Source organism: Hymenobacter lapidiphilus (assembly GCF_013377885.1).
In the GTDB taxonomy this organism is placed as follows: Bacteria; Bacteroidota; Bacteroidia; order Cytophagales; family Hymenobacteraceae; genus Hymenobacter; species Hymenobacter lapidiphilus.
The window spans coordinates 158357-176294 of the sequence record NZ_JABKAU010000002.1; the positions used below are offsets into that span (position 1 = coordinate 158357).

The window sequence follows — 17938 nt, forward strand, 5'->3', positions numbered from 1 at the left end:
AGTATCTTGCAGCATGGCCCTCTCGCTTTCCATCCACGATTTCCCGCTGCCGCCTAACCTACGAGCTGCTGCAGTGCTGGTGCCCGTTTTCCGCGACGCGGCTGGCGAATTGCACGTCGTGATGGTGCGGCGGACGGCCTTCGGGGTGCATGGCGGGCAGCTAGCTTTCCCCGGCGGCAAGCCCGAGCCCCAGGACGCCGCCGACCTATGGACTACGGCCAGACGCGAGGCGTTCGAGGAAATCGGCCTGCCCACCACCAGCGTCGAGCTGCTGGCGGCCCTGCCTACTGTGCCCGTGCCCTCGGGCTTCCGCATCAGCCCGTTTCTGGGCCGTATTGAGCGGCCGGCCGCCTGGCAGCGGCAGGTGTCGGAGGTGGATGAGGTGCTGGAAATTCCGCTGCGCCACCTGGCCGCTCCGGCCACCCACACCGAGGAAATCTGGGAGCTGGCCGGCTGGCCGGGGCCACGGCAGGTGCCCTTCTACCGCGTGGGGCCCGAGGGGCGCTACCCACTTTGGGGCGCGAGCTACCGCATTCTGCAGCCGCTGCTACCGCGCCTGCTGGCCGGCGAGTGGGAGTTGGGCGCACGCTAGCGGGGCAGCCAATCCAGCAGATACTAACTACCTGCCGAAGCCCCATACCTCAATCTGGCACGATATTACGTTTGTAGCTGATATGAAAATCTTCGCTTTTCTCCGCTTCGCCCTTGTTTTGCCATTTCTAGCCGCGCTGCTGCCAGGTGCGGCGCTGGCCCAGCAGCAACAGCAGTCCATCTGGCTGTTTGGGCAGCAGGCGGGCCTGCAGTTCCCGGCCGATGGCGGCGCGCCCACACCGTTGCTCATCAGCAAGATGGCCACCTACGAGGGTTCGGCCGTGGCAACCAATAAGCAGGGCCAGCTGCTGTTTTATACCAATGGCGAGTTGGTGTTCAACCGCCAGCACCAAATAATGCCCAATGGCCGCAAGCTGATGGGCTCGGGCTCCAGCACCCAGAGCGCCCTGATTGTGCCCGATCCGGGCAGCGGCAACATCTTCTACATCTTCACCACGGGTGCCCAGGGTGGCCCTAACGGCCTGCGCTACTCTACCCTCGACATGACCCGCGACAACGGCCTGGGCGACTTGGTACGCCTCAACGCCCTGCTCGTGGCCCCAGTAGCCGAGAAGTTGGCCGCCGTGCGCCACCAGAACGGCCGCGACGTGTGGGTGGTGGCCCACCGCTGGAATTCAAATGCCTTCGTGAGCTACCTTGTAACGCCCGAAGGCGTGCAGAGCAAGCCCGTTATGAGCAACGTGGGCAGCATGCATGCCGGCCCCGGCCGCAACGCCATCGGGGCCATGAAATTCTCGCCCGATGGCCGACAGTTAGCGTTGGCTCTGTGGCGCGAAGCCAATAAATATGAGGTATTCGACTTCGACCGCACCACCGGCCAGGTGCGCAACCCGCGCTCCTATGGCCCCTACCCCGAGGCCTACGGCGTCGAGTTTTCGCCCGATGGCAGCAAGCTCTACGGTTCCAGCAACGGCGAAGGCGGCGGCCAGGCCCAGATTTACCAGATTGATCTGAAAAGCGGTAAAGCGACGGTTATCGGCAAGTCGGCCAACCGCAAAGTGGGCTCCCTGCAGCGCGCCCCCGACGGCAACATCTACGTTTCGCGCGAAGACAACCCGTTTCTGGGCGTCATCAAAAACCCCAACGCCGCCGAGGCCAGCTACGTGGATGACGGCCTCAAACTCGGGGGTCGTCGCGGCAAGCTGGGTCTGCCCAACTTCATCACCGAGCCGAAATGAGCCGGTGAGTGCGTGAACCATCATTCCGGAGCACACACAGCTTAAAGCACGCTGTAGGGGCGGGGCTTGTCCCCGCCCGCCGTTGAAGCTGTTGAACGATTATCGTTGAAATGGTGCGAACGGCGGGCGGGGACAAGCCCCGCCCCTACAGCGTTCAGTAACCAACTTAGTCACTCTTCCCGCCCAACCGGAACCGCAGAAAACCGGCGGCGACGGAGAGGTAGGGGTTTTCGGAAGCAACCAGCCCCACCACGTCGCGGGTGCTGATACCGGCTTCATAGTGCGTGGTGGCCAACGTGATACCCAGCGGCACGCTCAGGCCATAGCCTGCGCCACCACTCAGGCCGCTACTCAGGCGCAGCCAGCGGGTGGGCTTGAAATCGAGGCCCGCGCCAACGAAGGGCTTGGTGAAGTTGCCGGCTACGTCGTTGAGGGGCAGCGTAACGTCGAGACCGGCCTCGAAATACTCGCTCAGGCGCACCCCCACCCCGGCCCGCAGCTTGGTGGGCAGGTCGGCGCGACGCTCCTGATCGGCCTTGTACTCGAACAGGCTATCGGTGCCGGTGCCAAATATTTCGGCGGCTTCCTTGATGAAGTTGTAGGAGCCGATGCCTTCCGACTTGAGTTTCTTGAGCTTCTGGTCGTTGGCCGTGAGCAGGTTGCCGGTCCAGGTCATGTGGCCCAGGTCGGTGAGGGCCAGGCCCAGGCGCACGGCCTTGCCTACTTCGGCGGCCAGGCCCACATCGAAGCCGTGGCCCTCGCCCACGGGTTTGAGGCCCGCGCCGGTTTTCAGGTTGAAGCTGGGGTTGGTGGTTACGTTGCCGTAATCGACGTTGAACAGCGGCGAGAGGGAGCTGTAGGCTCGCAAATTGCCCGGCTCCACCCGAATATCAATGATGCCCACACCCTGGATATAGCGGTAGCCGGCCCCGGCCGAGAGCTGGAATAGCGGCAGATCGAGTATGCGTGTGCCCCAGGCCAAGTTGAACTCGCTCAGGGCCGCCAGTTGCAGGTTGGTGCCGGCCAGCGCCTCCGACACCAGCGGCACATTACCGGCCGTCGTCGATTGGTAAATGGGCGCATTACGACCCAAAAACGCTAGTTCGGCCGCGTTCTTGTTCAGGCCGATGTGCCCGGAAGTACGCAGCCGGTGGCTGACGGCCACGCCCCCCACCACCGGCAGCTGCACCGACAGCCCCACGGTAGTAGCATCGATGCTGAAGTTGGCCACGTTGTCGGAAGTAAATGCGCGGGCGGATTCCTGCTTCTGGGCTGGCGTGAGGGCCTCGTTGGTATCAAACACAAACTTGCGCAGCTGCTGCCGCGTGAGGGCCTGCGAACTTACGCCGGCCCCCACCTCGCCGATGGTAAACGCCACCAGCGCCCCACCCTTGCGGCCCAGGTTGGCCGGGTTGATGCCGATGGACTGGTAGTCGGTGGCAAATGTGGTGGCTACCCCGCCCCGGCCGGTGGCCGTAAAGTTGCTCAGTTCGTTCTGGGCCCAGCCGGCCCCGGGCAGCGCCAGCAGGCCGGCAGTAGTCAGGAGTAAAAAACGGTTCATGGGCGTAAATTGAGGCAGGGGAAGTAGCTTGCACAAGTGGTCTTGTCAAAACTGTCATGCTGAGCGAAGGCGGAGCCGCAGCCGCAGCCGAAGCATCTCTACCGCAACAAGTAACTCCATACTCCTGAGTGTCTAGCATTGCGGTAGAGATGCTTCGGCTGCGGCTGCGGCTCCGCCTTCGCTCAGCATGACGTTCTCTGTGAACCACGATTGGCTCCAAAGATAACGTTCTACCCTGCTTTCCCCGTGCCCAAACGCTTTTCTGCTTCCGACTATATCGAGGGGATTCTGGCCGGCAACCGCGTGCGGCTCAGCCAGGCTATTACCCTGGTAGAAAGCACGCTGCCCTCCGACCAGGAATTGGCCCAGCAGGTGCTCGACGCGGTGCTGCCCCACGCCGGCCACTCGGTGCGGGTGGGCATTACGGGCGTGCCGGGTGTGGGCAAAAGCACGTTTATTGAGGCCCTGGGCCTGCATCTGGTGCGCGAGCAGGGCCACCGGCTGGCGGTGCTGGCCGTCGACCCCACCAGCCAACGCAGCGGCGGCAGCATTCTGGGCGACAAAACCCGCATGAACGAGCTGGCCTTTCATCCGCAGGCGTTCATCCGGCCCTCGCCGGCCGGCCGCAGCCTGGGTGGCGTTACGCGCAGCACCCGCGAGGCGCTGCTACTATGCGAGGCGGCCGGCCACGACGTTATTTTTGTGGAAACGGTGGGCGTGGGCCAGAGCGAAACCGCCGTGCACGGCATGGTCGATTTTTTCCTGCTGCTGATGCTGGCCGGGGCCGGCGACGAGTTGCAGGGCATCAAAAAGGGCATCATGGAAATGGCCGACGCCATCAGCATCACCAAGGCCGACCAGGGCAACGAACTGGCTGCCCGCCGGGCCCGCCGCGAGTACCAGAACGCGTTGCACCTGTACCCGCTGGCGCCCAGCGGCTGGGTTCCCGAGGTAACGGTCAGTTCGGCCCTCACGGGCCAGGGTGTACCCACGGTGTGGGAAATCATCACGCGCTACGTGCAGCAAACGCAGGAAAGCGGCTACTTCGGGCAGCGCCGCCAGGAGCAAAATATGCACTGGCTGCACGAAACGATTCGCCAGAATCTGGAAACCCAGTTCTACCAGCGCCCCGCCGTGCGCGAGCAGCTGGCCGCCGTGGAGCAGGCCGTACGCGAGGGCCGCAAATCGGCTTTCGGCGCGGCCGGGGAGCTGTTGGGGCTGTAGGGGCGCGTTGCTCGCTGGTGAATGACTTGCGGTACGCTAACTCCCCACAAATCTTGCAGCACCGGGCTATTAGCACTAGCGGTTGGCCAGCTTTTGCTCGTAGCGGCTCTTTTGCAAAAAAGCCGGGAAGTCGCCGATATTCAGCATATCATAAACGGCCTGCTTTTTATCCGGAATTGCATCATAGTAAGCCTGGCAGATGCGGTAGCCCACGTAGTAGCCCAGGTCGGCGGGCTTATCGGGGGTTTCCTGGTCGCTGTTGGCAATCCAGTTGCCCCAATTGCTACCGGCCATTTCCCGCTTGAACTCCGCCCATAGTGCTTTCTCGTGGGCATCGCCGTAGGGCTGGAGGCGGGCGTTGGGCTGCTGGCCCGTCGTGAGCTCGGCCAGGAAATCGGCCATGCCTTCGTTGATGGCTCCGCTCAGCAGGCTGGCACCAGCAGTATTTTTCTGAAGAAAATGAATTTGCTCATGCGCTACTATGCTGGGTATTTCGGCCAGGGGTCCTGAGTTGTTCCGGTCCCACAAACTCAACTCGTGCAGGGGCACCTCAGGGGAGCGGGCCCGCATATCGGCCCCAATCAACAGCCCATTGGGAGTGGCCGTACCACCCGAGTTGAAACCGCCAATCACAAAGTACACGTCGGCAAAACGGGCGGGCGGGTACAGTTCCTTCAGCTTGCGGAAGCCAGCCAGCACCTGCGGCTTCATGGCGGCAATCTGCAGCGTGTTCGATCGGATAGCCTGGTAGTAGGCCGGTGTGGTGTCGAGCTTTTGCACCAAGCGATTCACCTGCCTGATTTTGAGGTCGAAGTAATCCTCCAGCCCCACGCTGGCCTTGCCAAAATACTCGCGCTCGAGTATTTGCTGGCGGCGGGCCGGGTCGCGGGCGGCGTGGTCGTAGGCACGCCAGAAGTTGTCGATATCAGTGGTTACGAACCGGACCTGTTCGGGATTAGCCTGCCTGGCGGTGGCCTGCTCCATGCGTTTCAGCAACGCCTGGAATTGCGGCATAGCACGCAGACTGTTCAGGTCGCTGTCTTGGCGAGTATGATCGGCATTTGTATAACCGGCTTTCTGGGCAGCTCCCAACTGCCGTAGTGCTTGGTTGGTGTCGCCGGCCAGCGCATAATAGCACGCGGCGTTATAGAAAGCACTGGCCTGAGCACTGCGGTGCGGCTCGGCCCGGGCCAGCGTTGCGTAGCGGGCCGCCGCTTGCGGGTACTGCTTGGCAACGGCCAGCTGCCGGGCACGGGCGCGCAACGAATCCAGCGGCATCGGAACAGCGGCCTGCTGGGCCTTGGCCGCGTAACCGATTAGCAGTAAGGCAACCGTAGGTAACAAGCTACGAAACCGGAGTATAGCCTTCATAAGAGAGAATAATTGATGACACATAACACTCCTGGCTACCCCCGCTTCGGGCGCAGCGTCAGGTAGTCGAGGAAGTAGAGGATCTTCACCGACACCGAGTTGTTGTGGGGCGTGTTGAGGGTGTTATTGAAGTTGGTGAAGTACTGGGGCAGCGTCTGGTCGCCGGCCAGCTCGCTGGCGTTGGCGTTTTTCCAGACCACCGTTATCTGCGAGCCGGGCGCGAACCACCACGAGAATACGGCGTCCACGTTGAAGGCGTTGAAGCTGTTGTCGCGGTTGCGCCGGTAGTCCACAGCTTCCTCCTCGCCGCCGGGGTTCAGGCGCGAGAAGTCGCGGTAGCGGGCCACGCTCAGGTAGTGGCGGGTGCGGATGGTGAACGACATGCGGTTGGTGAACGTGTAGTTGGCCGACACCGTGTTGGTGGTGGTGGTGCGGTTGCGGCGGCCCAGCAGCACGTCGGCCACACCGTTGCGGATAAAGGGCCGGTCTGCTTCCTGCCGGCTGCTCAGGCCCCCGGCATAGCCGATCTGGTTTTGCTGGAGCTGCCAGTCGAAGTTGTAGCGAAACGAGAGCCGGTTGCTGACCCGGTAGCGCGGGCTGATGCCCAGCCCGTAGTTGATACGGTCGGTACGCTGCCCATCGGCCTGGAACAGCCGGGTAGCCAGACTGATGTCATAGGCGAACTTTTTGCGGTAATCGGAGCTGCCGTAGCCGCTTATGCCCAGGTTGGCCGGCACCCGCACATAGTATGTGCCCAGGGGTCTGCGGCGGGGCTCAAAAAAGTCCTGCTCCTCGAGGTTGCCATTTACGTTTAAGCCCGTCGAGGAGAAGTTCTTCGTAAATGTGGTGTTTGCGCTGGCATAAAAGCCTAGGTTCTGAAACCGGGTAGGCTTATAGAGCAGGGTCTGGTAGATGCCCAGATTGGTCCTTAGCTGGTTTACTTTCCAGAACGGCTCGTACTTACTATAACTGACGGAAGCCTCCTGGCTGATGGAGTTATTGGAAAACAGAATGCCCAAATCGTTCGGGTCGTACGTCTCTGATTCGATGCCGTGGTTGACGCTCCAGTTCCAATTGCCGCTGATTTTGGCCAGCTCCAGCTGGTATTTGTACCCGTCTTGGTTATCGATCTGCTTCTCGGAGCCGAACTCAGTGCCCCGTCGGCGCGAGTAGTTTGCCTGGCCCTTCAGGGCGTAGCGGTTACTTTTATCGGCGAACCGGAACAGGCCGCCGGTTACGTTGGCATCGTAGGTGCTGCCTTTGCGCGTTACGTTGGTGTTGATGAGCGAAACGTAGGAGTTGTTTTTGAGGCTTTGGTCGAGCACGAAGATGTTGTAGTTGGAAAACGGCTGCGTAAGCACTTCGCGCCGTTCGCCGCTGGTACTGTCCTGCACCGTAGCGTACACGTCGTTGCTCAGGGCATTGAACAGGCCCACCCCCAGCCCGCCCTTGGTACGGCCCGATATTTTGGTGGCGTTCAGCAGCCGCGTTACGCCGGGGTTACTTACCACGTATTCGCCCTGTTTTATTTGCCCCTCAGGGCTGGTCGTGCGGCCGCGCAGCTTGCCATCTACCTCATAAAAGCCCAGGGGCTGCCCCCCCACCCTACGCGAGTAAAACAGGCCGCCCTTGTTGAACAGCTCGGTACCCTCGGTGAAAAACTGCCGGTTCTCGTTGTACTGCACCTCGAAAGGCGACAGGTTGAGCACCTGGTTGTCGCTCTGCACTTGTCCGAAATCGGGTACCAGCGTGGCATCGAGCGTGAAGCTTTCGTTGATGCCCCACTTCACATCGGCCCCGCCATTGAAGCTGGTGCTGGAGTTGCGTTTGCCCTGCTCGTTGAAGGGGAAATGCTCGTAGTAGCTCGATACGTAGGGCGTGAGCGAGAGGCGCAGTGGCGGCTTGATGTCGCGCACGCCGCGCAGCTCGCCCCACTGGTTCACAAAGCCATCTACCTGGGGCTTTACCTGGTTCCAGAAAAACTGCTGGCGCGTGCTCTGGCGCTGCCGCGCGAAGTTGATACCCCACACCTGCTCGGCCGCGTCGCTGAAGCGGATGGCCGAGTACGGAATCCGGATTTCGGCTATCCAGTCGTTGCCCCGCAGCTTGGTTTGGCTCATCCACACGGCGTTCCAGTTGAAATCTTCGCCCCCGGCGGGCGAATAGCGGGCGTCGAGCTCCACGCCACCGGGTGTCAGGAAAAACCCGTAGCCGTTGAGCTTGTCGTTGTAGGTATCCAGAAAGACGGCGAAGTAGTCGGTGTTGCCCAAGTCGTCGCGCTGGGTTAGCTCGCGGAAGATGGAATCGGGGCTCACATCGTGCATCACGGCCCCAATGTAGAGGGCGGCATCATCATAAAGCAAGCGCACTTCGGTGGCGTGCTTTTCGGGCCGGCCGGGCGTGGGCCGGGTCTCGATAAAGTTGGTGGCTACCGGCGCGGCGCGCCAGACGGCTTCGTCCAGCTCACCATCCACTTTAATGGGCTCTGTAATGCGGGTGGCCTGGAACTGGCGCTTAGGGGCCGGAATGGCGGCGCTGTCGGCCGTGGCAACTTTGGGGCCGCCAGCGGCCGACTTCTGGGCATAGGCCGGAGCCGCCAGCAACAAAATAAACAGGCTCAGCAGAGCATAATAAGGCTTCACGACGAATCGACGAGAGAGTAAAAAAATCAAACCAATCAGCAGAAAAAAGTAACGAACACGCCTCCCCAAACCCGGCAACCAGGCTACCACGACACCAGTAGCCCTGCCCGGACCGGCGGCTTGCCGCCATAGATGCGGGCCGCGCCCCAACCGTTGCCTGTTTGCCAGGAAACTTCCGGATAAAAACCGGCCGCCGTTGCAGCGGCGGCCGGGGCAGGCATACGCCCTTACTCACTCACTGAAATCTGGATGTTACGGCTGTTTTTGCCGTCAGGGCTAGGCTGCACACCAAGCAGGCGGCGGTACTTATCGGCCACCTCGGCAGGTTGCTGCTGGCCGTTTACGGTCATGGTTTTATCGTTGAGCTGGAACTGGAATCCCTTGTCGGTAGCTCCAATCAGCCCATCACGTCGCAGCGCAGCCCGGATTTTATCGGTATCGAGCCGGGGCGGGGCGGGCGGGGCCGGAGGCATGTTTGCCGAGCGAAGTGCGGGCGGAGCCGGTGGCGCAGGCATAGCCTGGGGCGTGGGCGCGGCGCGGGATGCGGGCGGTGCGGGCGGAGTCATCATTGTCCCCACTATATTGGTCGTCGAGCCCGAAGTCTGGTAGTTGAGATTGTACGCGCCCCGTAGCGGCTGGCCCTGCTGCTGCTCTATCAGCCGCAGATACTTCTGCTGCACGGCGGCGGGCTGCTTCTTCCCATTCACCGTCATGCCGCTGGCCGAAAGGCTGAGCTGCAGGTTGTTGGTGTTCTGGATGAGGTTGTCGCGGCGAAGCTCCTGTAGCAGGGCGGCGGTGCCTTTATCCCGGCGGGCCTGCTCCACGTCGCGGCGGGCCTGGTCGGCATCCCGGCGGGCCTGGTCAGCGTCGCGACGGTGCTGCTCCACGTCGCGGCGGGTTTGGTCGGCATCGCGCCGGGCCTGTTCCGCGTCGCGGCGGGCCTGCTCCTGGGCTTCGCGGATATCCTGCCGGATATCACGCCGCTGCTCCATCACAACGTCTGCCCGCGCCTGCTGCCGTTCGCGCATGGCCTCCACTTGTTCCTGCAGCAGCTCCCGCTCCTCGTCGGTGCGGGCCGACTTGACGGCGGCCTCCAACTCCTTCTCCGCCTGAGCAAAAGCGTTGCGGGTGATGTCATCGATATCCATCTCCCCTACCGCTTTCTGCGCCTCGGCCAGTGCCAGCGCCGATAGCTCCTGCGCATCGGCAGCGCTGGGGGCGTCGCCGCTCAGTGTCGCCCGGTTCATGCGCAACGCCAGTTCCTCCAGTCGCTGCTGGTCGTTGGTCTGTGGCAGTGGGGCCAGCCGGTTTGCACGGCTGTCGAGTCGCACTACATCCACCTGGTCGCCCTTTTTGCGGGCCGGGGCGATGTCAACTGGCTGTCCGTCAATCAGCAGCTCCGTAAGGCGGCCCTTCTTGTCGCGCTTGATAATTACCGTGCTGGCATCGTCACTTCGGCGGCCGGCCCTCGACCAGCGCATCAGCCGCGGGTTGCAAATGGTGTCGAAGCTGATTTCGGTGCTGCCCAGGCGGGCCTGCGCCTGTCCATCGGCCGACACACTGAGGATGCGCAACGCCTCCTGGCTACTGGCTGCGGCCGCCGGAGCAGCCGCTGCTGGCAGCACAGGCACCGGCATAGTGGCGCGGCGCAGGGCAGCGGCCGGCTTGGCCAGCGTGGCCGCCAGCGAAGTAGCAGCCGGACGGGCCAGCGCCACCGCAGTACTGAGTACTACCACGCCCACCAGCACTACGCAGGCCGCCATAAAGCCTTCGGCAAACGTGGGCCGCTGCCGGCCCTGCACCAGCCGCCGGATGCGGCCCAGCACCGAGCCATCGGGCCCCAGCGCCGACAGCGCCAGGCTTGCCCCAACGGGGGCGGGGGCGGCCGTTAGCTCGGCCAGGGCGGCCAGAGCGCGGGCCACCGTGAGGGGATTGCCACCCACCAAGGCCGTGGCCACGTCGTCGCAGCAGTTTTCGCGCTCGGTACGTAGGCAGGCGGCCATAAACCACACGCCCGGATGATAGAAGAGGACGGTTTCGGCCACGGCCTGCAGCAGGTTCAGCAGGTAGTCGCGGCGTTGCACGTGGGCCAGCTCGTGGGCCAGTACCGCTTCAAGGTACGTAGCGCCCAAACCCGTAACGGTACCCAGCGGCAGCAGCACCACCGGCCGCAGATGCCCCACCACCACCGGCACCTTCACCAGCGCCGATTCGAGCAGCTCTACGCGCTGCTTCAGGCCGGCGCGGTCGGCCAGGGCAGCCAGCCGCTCCTGCCACTCGGCGGCCAGCGGCTGCACCCGGTAGCGCCGCAGGCGCTGCACGTAGGCCAGGCTACCCAGCAGGCGCAGCATCATCACCAACAAGCCCATCAGCCACACGGTAACCAGCAGCGGCAGGTTGGCATCGAAATATGTCTGCCACGAGTCCAGCCAGCTAGGCGCAGCCGGGCTACCAGCTAACCGGGCAGCCGGGGCGGCCGCTACGGCAGCGCCCAATGTGCCTCCCGTTTCGGCCGGCTGTACTACCGCAGTGGTAGCCGGGCCGGCAGAGGGCGCCTGGTAATAGTAGCGCCCGAACGTGAGGCCGCACAGCAGCAGCAGTGTAATCAGGCCGGCCGAGGCGGTGCGGTAGCGCACCTGGGCCGAGTGGCGGCGCAGCAAAAGCAGCAGCCCGGCCAGCGCCAGCGCCACTACCGCTCCCTGCCAGAGCGAATGAAGGAGGGTCCAGCCCAGCGCCCGTACCAGGGCCGGAGGCAGCAGTTGTTCGAGCCAGTTCATTGCGCAGGGTCGTTAGCGGGTGAGTTGGTATCGTTCTGAATCTCGATGTCGTTGAGCAGGCGGCGAATCTGGGCCAGCTCCTCGCGCGAGGTGCGGCGGTTGCCCAGCGCCTGCATCACCAGCTTCATGGCCGAGCCACCGAAAGCGGCATCCACGAACTTGTCGAGCAGCAGCCCCTGGGTTTCCTCCTCGCGCACTGCCGCCCGGTACACATGGGTGCGAGTGTCGTCGTCGCGCAGCACCAGCACCTTGTCAAGCATCAGCTGCAGCAGCTTGAGCGTGGTGGTGTAGCCGATTTCGCGGCGCTGGCTCAGCTCGTCGTTTACAAAGCGCACCGTGCTGGGACCGTGCTGCCAGAGCACCTGTAAAATCTCCAGCTCCGATTCGGTGGGCTTGGGTATCATCTTTTTAGTCATTGTAAATCAGCCAATAGAAGGTACGACATTATTCGTACTTCAAACATATACGAAACATATCGTATATCCAAATATATCGTACGAATTGATTCGTATTTACAAAAAAAGTTTAGCCTTCAGCTGAGAACCGTCAGCTAAAGGCCTAAACAGAAATTACTGCTGCCCGCCTTGCTGGCCACCGCCGCCTTTCACGTCGTCGTTACTGATGGTTTTACGGCGGCTTCCCCCTCCCGACTTCGCGTCGCCGAAGCGGTAGCCGAAGCTCAGGCGCACGGCCCGGTTATAGGCCCGGTATTCGTTGGCTTCCTCGAAAAAGGCGGTGCGCAGGCTGCTGCGGTAGGCCCAGTACTGGTTGAAGGGGTTGGTCACGTTAAGCGTGAGGTCGGCCCGCTCCTTCCAGAACGTCTTCTTGCCCCCTATCGAATAGAACAGGTTGGCCGCGCCGGTGCCCTGGATCTGGGGGTCGGGCAGCGAGCCGTACAGAAACGCCTGGACCATAAATTCCTTGGGCAGCTTATAGCTTGTATTCAGGCTGAGGCCGGCCGTGAAGCCCTCGCGGCGCAGGTTGAGGGCGGCGCTGCGACGGGTGATGTAGCGCACGTTGGGGCCGCCGCTCACATCCCAGCCCTTGGCCGGTTTTATCGAGCCGTACACGTTCAGCTCGTAAAAAGTGTTGGCGGCCACGTTGCGAAAGGTTTGCTCGGTGAGGTTGTCTTCGAGGCTGATGAGGCGGCTGACCTGCTCGATGGCGTTGCCGGTGCGCCGCACCGAGCCCGACACGTTCAGCGTAGCCGTTTTGATACTGGTGTTATAGCCCAGCTCGTAGGAGTCGGTCAGCTCGGCGTCGAGGTTGGGGTTGCCAAAGCTCACCACGTTGGGGTCCGACACGTCGGGGAACGGGTTGAGGTAGTAGATGTAGGGCCGGGTAATGCGGCGGCTGTAGGCCAGGCGCAGGCTGCTGGCCTCGCTGAGGGTGTATTGGGCGTTGCCGTTGGGTAGCGGCGTGTAGTAGCTGCGCCGGAAGCCCGTATCGGTAGTGCGGAAATCGGCTGCCAAGGCCGTGCGTTCCAGGCGGCCACCGAGGCTCAGGCTCAGCTTCTTGCCCAAGCCAAAAGAGTAGGTGGCGTAAGCGGCCTGCACGTCCTGCTGGTAGTCGAAATCGGTGCCGCGGGCCGGCAGCCGAATTAGCGCGCCGGTGCCGGGCTGCAACCCGTCTACGCTTACCAGCGAGCCAGTGCTGCGCCAGATGGCCTTGAGGCCGGTTTCCAGCTTCTGCTTATCCTCCTTGCCCATGGGCTGCACGAAGTCGGTCTGAATGGTGCTTTCGGAGCCAGGCTGGCGGCCCCGGCTCCGCTCGCGGTAGTTGGCCTGGGCCGGACTCAGCGGCACCAGGCGGCCGTCGTACTGCTCGAAATCGTAGCCGCTGGTGCTGGGGTTGCCCGCGTACTGGCCCAGCACGCTCCACTCGCGGCCCTTCTGCTCGAAGGTGCGGGTGTAGGTGCCGGTCAGCTCGGTGTTCAGGCCCGAGAAGCGGTTGCGGTTGTCGCGCACGAAGAGTTGCTCGTTCCGGCTGGCCACCAGCGGGGTGCTACGGCTGCCCAGCGTTTGGTCGGAAGAGCCGCCCCAACCGTTGAGCGAGCCGGCCAGCGAAAAGCTGTGGTGGTCGGCGGGGTCGAAATCGAGGCCCACCGAGCCGTAGTACCAGCCGCCGTTGTTCTGCACATCGCTGTTTTGCTGCAGCAGGCTGGTGGCCGTACCGCTGTCATCGAAGCTTGTGCGCTCGCGCAGGCTTGCGCCGGGGTTGTACCACAGCCCGCCACCCAGCGAGGAGGTAAAGCCCAGCTTGCCGGTGCGGAAGTTGAGCGAGGAATTGAGGCCGCTGTTGCGGTTGCCGGTGGTCGCGCTCAGCCGGCCATTGGGCTTCTGCTCGACGCCTTTTTTGAGCACGATGTTGATGATGCCGGCCGTGCCCTCGCCGTCGTATTTGGCCGGTGGCGTCGTAATCAGCTCCACACTCTGGATCTGCTCGGCCGGAATGCTTTTAAGCGCCTCGGCCAGGTTTTTGGCCAGCGTGGGCGAGGGCTTGTTGTTGATGAGCACCCGGAAGTTACCCGAGCCGCGCATCTGCACGTTGCCGTCGCCATCTACGGCCAGCAGCGGGGCCTTGCGCAGCACGTCGGCTGCCGTGCCGCCGGCGTTGCTCAAGTCCTGGTCGGCGTTGTACACGAGGCGGTCGGGGCGCACCTCTATCACGGGCTTGGTACCCGTTATCAGCACCTCGCCGAGGGTAGTGCCGGCCGTTGGCAGCCGGAAGCTGCCCGCATCGGTGGTGCCGGCCACTACGGTTACGGCCCGCGTGCGGGTGGCGTATCCCACAAACAGCGCCCGCAGCCGGTAGTTGCCGGGCGTCAGCTTATCGAGCACGAAGCGACCCTGCTCGTCGGTGGCCGCCCCGGTTATGGGCTTGTCGACGGCGGCATCGGCCGGCAACAGCACCACCGTGGCATAGGGCACCGGCTGGCTTTTAAGCGAGTCGAGCACCGTACCCGTGAGGCGGGCAGTTGCGGCCGCCGCCGGAGCCGCCGGGGCCTGCTGGGCCTGGGCAACGGCCACCGGCAACAGACCGCCCAGCAGCCCCAGCAAACCAATCAATGTCCGAAAGTAGGAGTGACACATAAGGTAATGAGTAGATAAAGGATACCGGAAAGAGGCCGTAAACCGGGCCGGAGTTGCCTAAGAGGCGAAAAACAGCGCAGAAGCCGCCAGGAAAGTCAAAAACAACTAACAATCAACTACTTACTTCGGCGAAAAAAAACGTCGCCGCTAATGGATTCAAGCCGGATACGGGGCCCACCGCCAGCCAGCGTACCCCGCACCTCGTAGCCCACCAACGGGTTTTCCTTGCGGTTGCTGAACGCTACGTCCTGATCGGTGAACACTTCCCCCGAAATTGACTTAAAAGCTACCTCGGCCCCACGGCCCGCCGGCCAGCTCACGTCCACAAACCCGCTGATGCTTTTCAGTTCCAGTGGCCCCGTGAGGCCCACTACGTCCACGTTGCCGTTGATAGTGTTGAGGCGCAGAGTGGCGTTGGCGGGCAACGTAATATCGTAGGCAATGGTGGCGCACACGGCGGCCCGGTTGCCCTGGCCATCGCGTCCATCGGTCCAGGAGCCGTAATAGCTGGTTCCGGGTGCATCGGTCGGACAGTCGCCGGGCTGAGCCTGGGCCAGCACCTGCTTATCGAGGGCCGCCGTGACAGTAATTGCATCAGGAGCTTCGCGTAGGTCGAGCTGGAGCGCATCATTCAACCGGTTCTGGTTGATGCTCACCGTCGCGCGCAGTCGCAGCTGGTTATCGAGGGCCGGCCGCAGCCGAATGGTTGTGGCGTATTTGAGGTCCAGCACGACCACTTGGCCGGCCGCCACGGCGGCGGCTTTGTCCATGGTTTTCTGGGCCCGAACACCGGGCACCACGGCCAGCAGAAGGCTCGTTACGGCGCACCAAGTCAGTAAAATGCGTGGCATAGGAGGCATGTTTTAGGAATGGATTCGATCTGGCTCGCACTACGCTGTTTTACTTCGTCTTCCGCACGTACACGTTGCCGCTGATGTTTTTAAGCGAGATGGACGTACCGCCGCCGTTGAGGTGGCCGCCAGTGGCTTGGCCACCCACCCGAGTCAGGCCATCGGTCGTAGCGGCTTTGGGCTGGGTGAGGTCGAAATCGGTGTACACCTCGCCCGAAACGGTACGCATGGTGAGGGTCGCTTTGGTGGCGACGGGCAGGGCCACATCGATAGCGCCACTGATGTTGCTGATGGCGCTGGGCGCGGGCGTGAGCGTGGCGTAGCGCACCGTAATGTCGCCGCTGGTGCTGCTGGCCACCACCGGGCCGGTTACGTTGAGCAATTTGGCACTAGCACTTTTCATTTCCACCTGCAAGCGGCCACGCAGGTTCTGCATTACCAAGTCTTCATCGCCCCAATTCATGGACCGATATACTACGTCGGCTGCACGAGGCACCTGGATTGTATAGCGGTTGGTCCAACGTGAGGCCTGCACGATGCTTACCGTATTCCCGGTGCGCCGGATTTCCAGGCCTATTTTAGTATTGTCTACGGCTGTATTGTACACGGAATGTAAGCCCTCGGCTCGCTTGTCGGGTTCTTTGTTACTGTTACCTCTAATCACTATTTCGTCGCCGTCATAGCCCTCAACGGTTACTTCCGAGTTGCGCATCAGAATTACGATTTGAGCGCCATTAAGCTTCATTTTATATTCCTGGGCCCGCAGGCCGGCGGCGCTCAGCAGCGCCAGCAGGGTTAGTAAAAAAGTCTTTTTCATGAGTAAAAAGCGAAAATGCGTGGAGAAAAATCGGGGTCAATAACAGGCCGCGAAACAGGTAAAATGCTAGGTTTTGTTTAGCCCGCTGGAACGAGGCTAACAGCTAACGGCTCTTTTAGAGCAGCACCCCAATACCCTGGGTGGCCTGCTGGCGCACCACGGGCAGCGCGTCGGGGCGCTCGGCCAGGCGCTGGAGCTGGGGCACGGCCTGCTTGCGGCGCAGACTCACGAGCATTTCAATCAGCGTAATCTGCACGTTGGGGTCGGTTTGCACGGCCAGCGACTGGGCCAGTGCTGGCCCCACGAGCGAGTCGGCCCGCAGGCGGTACAGGGCTTCGGCGGCAGCCAGGCGCACGTTGGGGTTGGGGTCGGCGTTGAGCGTGTTGATGAGCACGAGCACAGTAGGGTCGCCGGGGTGTACGTTTGGCCCCGACGAGGCCTCGTGTACCAGCTGAATCCGGCTGCTGGCCATCGGCGGCTGGCCGCTGGTGGTCGTCAGCTGGCGGGCCAGCAACTGGGCGGCTTCGGCCTGGTTGGCAGCCAGCGTGGCTTCGGCGGGCGCGGCCTGACGGGCCAGCAACCAGCCAAGCGCCGCGCCCACGGCCAGCAGTGCCACGCTGGCCGCAATGCGCAGCCAGCCGACCGTTGCGGCATCCAGCACCCCCACCGGCCACAAAGGCCGCACTACGGCCATTGGCGGGCTCACCAACGTTTCCGGGGCCGGCAACGTCTGCTTCTCAGCGGCTAGCATTGCCAGGAAATCGTCACGCAGAGCCAGCGGGGGCAACTCGTCCACCGAATCAGCCAGTAGCGGTAGCAGCAACTTGTACTCGGCCAGGCAAGTCTGGCAGGCAGGGCAGGCGGGTAAGTGGGCCTCTGCCGCCGCCACTTCGGCTGGCGGCAGCTGCCGGGCCGCGTAGTCGGCCAGCAGCGGCCGCACTGCCGCGCAAGCGGGCGGCAGCGGAGTCGGGGCGCGGTGGGTTTCTTCGGTGGTCATCGGGAAATTTTCTAGGGAATAACTCGGTCACACATGTCTCACATCGACTATACAACCCGTTTATGTCTGGAAAAACACTTGCCGCAGCGCCTCCAACGCCCGGTGGGCCTTCACCCGGGCGGCTCCTTCAGAACAGGATAGCAGCTCGCCAATTTCGGCGTAGCTAAAGCCCTGGAAGCGGTGCAACACCAGAATTTCACGCTGAGCTACGGGCAACAAGCTCAGCGCTTCATCGAGCGCGGCCTGCTGCTGGGCAGCGGCCAGACCGGCCAGCGCGGCCCGGCGGTGGGTAGCGGTGCGCTCGAATTCTTCCACGTCGGTGGTGGAGCGGCGGTTTTGCTGCCAGTGGTCGTGGTGTACATGGCGGGCCAGCTGGTATACCCAGGCCCGGAAGGGCTGGCCCGGCTGGTAGCTGGCCCGGTATTTTAGCACCCGCAAAAACACGTTTTGCACCAAATCCTGGCTGGTTTCGCGGCACCCGCAAAGCCGGCACAGAAAGTTAAACAGCGGCCCGTGGTAGCGTTCGAACAGCGGCGTCAGCTGGTCGAGATCGTCGCGGCGGACTTGCTCCATTAAGGTTTCGTCGCTGACGGGGGCCACGGTGTAAGGCGGTTTTAGCGGGAGAGTTGAAAGGGGTACCGGCCAAACCAGGATTCGTTACAGCGGCCCGCAACTTTTTTTGAACGACGTAGGGGCGGGGCTTGCCCCCGCCCGCCGCTGCCCTGAATCATCGAGTCAAAACACGCCTTATGGCAGTGCTTTTTGTTCAACAACCTCGTTCAACGGCGGGCAGAGACGAACCCCGCCCCTACTCCA

General features: G+C 62.7%; 13 protein-coding genes. 3 read left to right on the forward strand and 10 right to left on the reverse strand.

What is annotated here, in order from left to right; all coding sequences use genetic code 11:
- The first annotated feature begins 13 nt into the window (after positions 1-13).
- Both HW554_RS01835 and HW554_RS01840 read left to right on the forward strand, forming a co-directional pair.
- Positions 14-592 (forward strand): NUDIX hydrolase, encoded by a 579-nt coding sequence (locus tag HW554_RS01835; RefSeq protein ID WP_176906640.1) that lies wholly within the window; start codon positions 14-16, stop codon positions 590-592.
- A gap of 82 nt (positions 593-674) precedes the next feature.
- Entirely contained in the window at positions 675-1790 is a 1116-nt protein-coding gene (locus tag HW554_RS01840; protein WP_176906641.1) for a TolB family protein, read from the forward strand.
- A gap of 166 nt (positions 1791-1956) precedes the next feature.
- On the opposite strand, the gene HW554_RS01845 is transcribed toward HW554_RS01840, so the two are convergent.
- Positions 1957-3351 (reverse strand): DUF5723 family protein, encoded by a 1395-nt coding sequence (locus tag HW554_RS01845; RefSeq protein ID WP_176906642.1) that lies wholly within the window; start codon positions 3349-3351, stop codon positions 1957-1959.
- A 246-nt stretch (positions 3352-3597) separates the two neighbouring features.
- On the opposite strand from HW554_RS01845, the gene meaB reads away from it, so the two are divergent.
- Positions 3598-4575 (forward strand): methylmalonyl Co-A mutase-associated GTPase MeaB, encoded by a 978-nt coding sequence (meaB, locus tag HW554_RS01850; RefSeq protein WP_176906643.1) that lies wholly within the window; start codon positions 3598-3600, stop codon positions 4573-4575.
- Between the two features lie 75 nt (positions 4576-4650).
- Here meaB and HW554_RS01855 read toward each other — a convergent pair whose 3' ends face one another.
- The 9 genes from HW554_RS01855 to HW554_RS01895 form a co-directional block, all read right to left on the reverse strand.
- Positions 4651-5946, reverse strand: coding sequence for a TPR end-of-group domain-containing protein (locus HW554_RS01855; protein ID WP_176906644.1), 1296 nt, complete (start codon positions 5944-5946; stop codon positions 4651-4653).
- Positions 5947-5981: 35 nt separating this feature from the next.
- Positions 5982-8618, reverse strand: coding sequence for a DUF5916 domain-containing protein (locus tag HW554_RS01860; protein ID WP_176906645.1), 2637 nt, complete (start codon positions 8616-8618; stop codon positions 5982-5984).
- A 197-nt stretch (positions 8619-8815) separates the two neighbouring features.
- Complete coding sequence (locus HW554_RS01865; RefSeq protein WP_176906646.1) at positions 8816-11365, reverse strand: M56 family metallopeptidase; 2550 nt, start codon at positions 11363-11365, stop codon at positions 8816-8818.
- On the reverse strand, positions 11362-11781 hold the full coding sequence (locus HW554_RS01870; RefSeq protein ID WP_176906647.1) for a BlaI/MecI/CopY family transcriptional regulator: 420 nt from the start codon (positions 11779-11781) through the stop codon (positions 11362-11364). The genes HW554_RS01865 and HW554_RS01870 overlap by 4 nt, the downstream gene beginning before the upstream one ends.
- A 153-nt stretch (positions 11782-11934) precedes the next feature.
- Positions 11935-14457, reverse strand: a complete 2523-nt coding sequence (locus HW554_RS01875; RefSeq protein WP_176906648.1) for a TonB-dependent receptor domain-containing protein — start codon at positions 14455-14457, stop codon at positions 11935-11937.
- Between the two features lie 116 nt (positions 14458-14573).
- Positions 14574-15308: a DUF4097 family beta strand repeat-containing protein gene (locus tag HW554_RS01880; RefSeq protein ID WP_176906649.1), complete on the reverse strand. Its 735-nt coding sequence runs from the start codon at positions 15306-15308 to the stop codon at positions 14574-14576.
- 49 nt (positions 15309-15357) lie between these two features.
- The gene (locus HW554_RS01885; protein WP_176906650.1) at positions 15358-16125 is read right to left on the reverse strand and encodes a DUF4097 family beta strand repeat-containing protein; all 768 of its coding nucleotides are present in this window, start codon (positions 16123-16125) and stop codon (positions 15358-15360) included.
- A 115-nt stretch (positions 16126-16240) separates the two neighbouring features.
- Entirely contained in the window at positions 16241-17122 is an 882-nt protein-coding gene (locus tag HW554_RS01890; protein ID WP_176906651.1) for a HEAT repeat domain-containing protein, read from the reverse strand.
- Positions 17123-17182: 60 nt separating this feature from the next.
- A complete protein-coding gene (locus tag HW554_RS01895; protein ID WP_176906652.1) occupies positions 17183-17695 on the reverse strand; it encodes an RNA polymerase sigma factor in 513 nt (170 codons plus the stop codon).
- Positions 17696-17938 lie beyond the last annotated feature (243 nt).

Excerpts from the sequence above, each read along its gene's own strand:
- HW554_RS01865 (WP_176906646.1), bottom strand. The coding sequence starts at position 11,365 with ATGAACTGGCTCGAACAACTGCTGCCTCCGGCCCTGGTACGGGCGCTG.
- HW554_RS01835 (WP_176906640.1), top strand. The coding sequence starts at position 14 with ATGGCCCTCTCGCTTTCCATCCACGATTTCCCGCTGCCGCCTAACCTA.
- HW554_RS01890 (WP_176906651.1), bottom strand. The coding sequence starts at position 17,122 with ATGACCACCGAAGAAACCCACCGCGCCCCGACTCCGCTGCCGCCCGCT.
- HW554_RS01895 (WP_176906652.1), bottom strand. The coding sequence starts at position 17,695 with ATGGAGCAAGTCCGCCGCGACGATCTCGACCAGCTGACGCCGCTGTTC.
- HW554_RS01845 (WP_176906642.1), bottom strand. The coding sequence starts at position 3,351 with ATGAACCGTTTTTTACTCCTGACTACTGCCGGCCTGCTGGCGCTGCCC.
- HW554_RS01880 (WP_176906649.1), bottom strand. The coding sequence starts at position 15,308 with ATGCCACGCATTTTACTGACTTGGTGCGCCGTAACGAGCCTTCTGCTG.
- HW554_RS01870 (WP_176906647.1), bottom strand. The coding sequence starts at position 11,781 with ATGACTAAAAAGATGATACCCAAGCCCACCGAATCGGAGCTGGAGATT.
- HW554_RS01885 (WP_176906650.1), bottom strand. The coding sequence starts at position 16,125 with ATGAAAAAGACTTTTTTACTAACCCTGCTGGCGCTGCTGAGCGCCGCC.
- HW554_RS01875 (WP_176906648.1), bottom strand. The coding sequence starts at position 14,457 with ATGTGTCACTCCTACTTTCGGACATTGATTGGTTTGCTGGGGCTGCTG.
- HW554_RS01840 (WP_176906641.1), top strand. The coding sequence starts at position 675 with ATGAAAATCTTCGCTTTTCTCCGCTTCGCCCTTGTTTTGCCATTTCTA.
- HW554_RS01855 (WP_176906644.1), bottom strand. The coding sequence starts at position 5,946 with ATGAAGGCTATACTCCGGTTTCGTAGCTTGTTACCTACGGTTGCCTTA.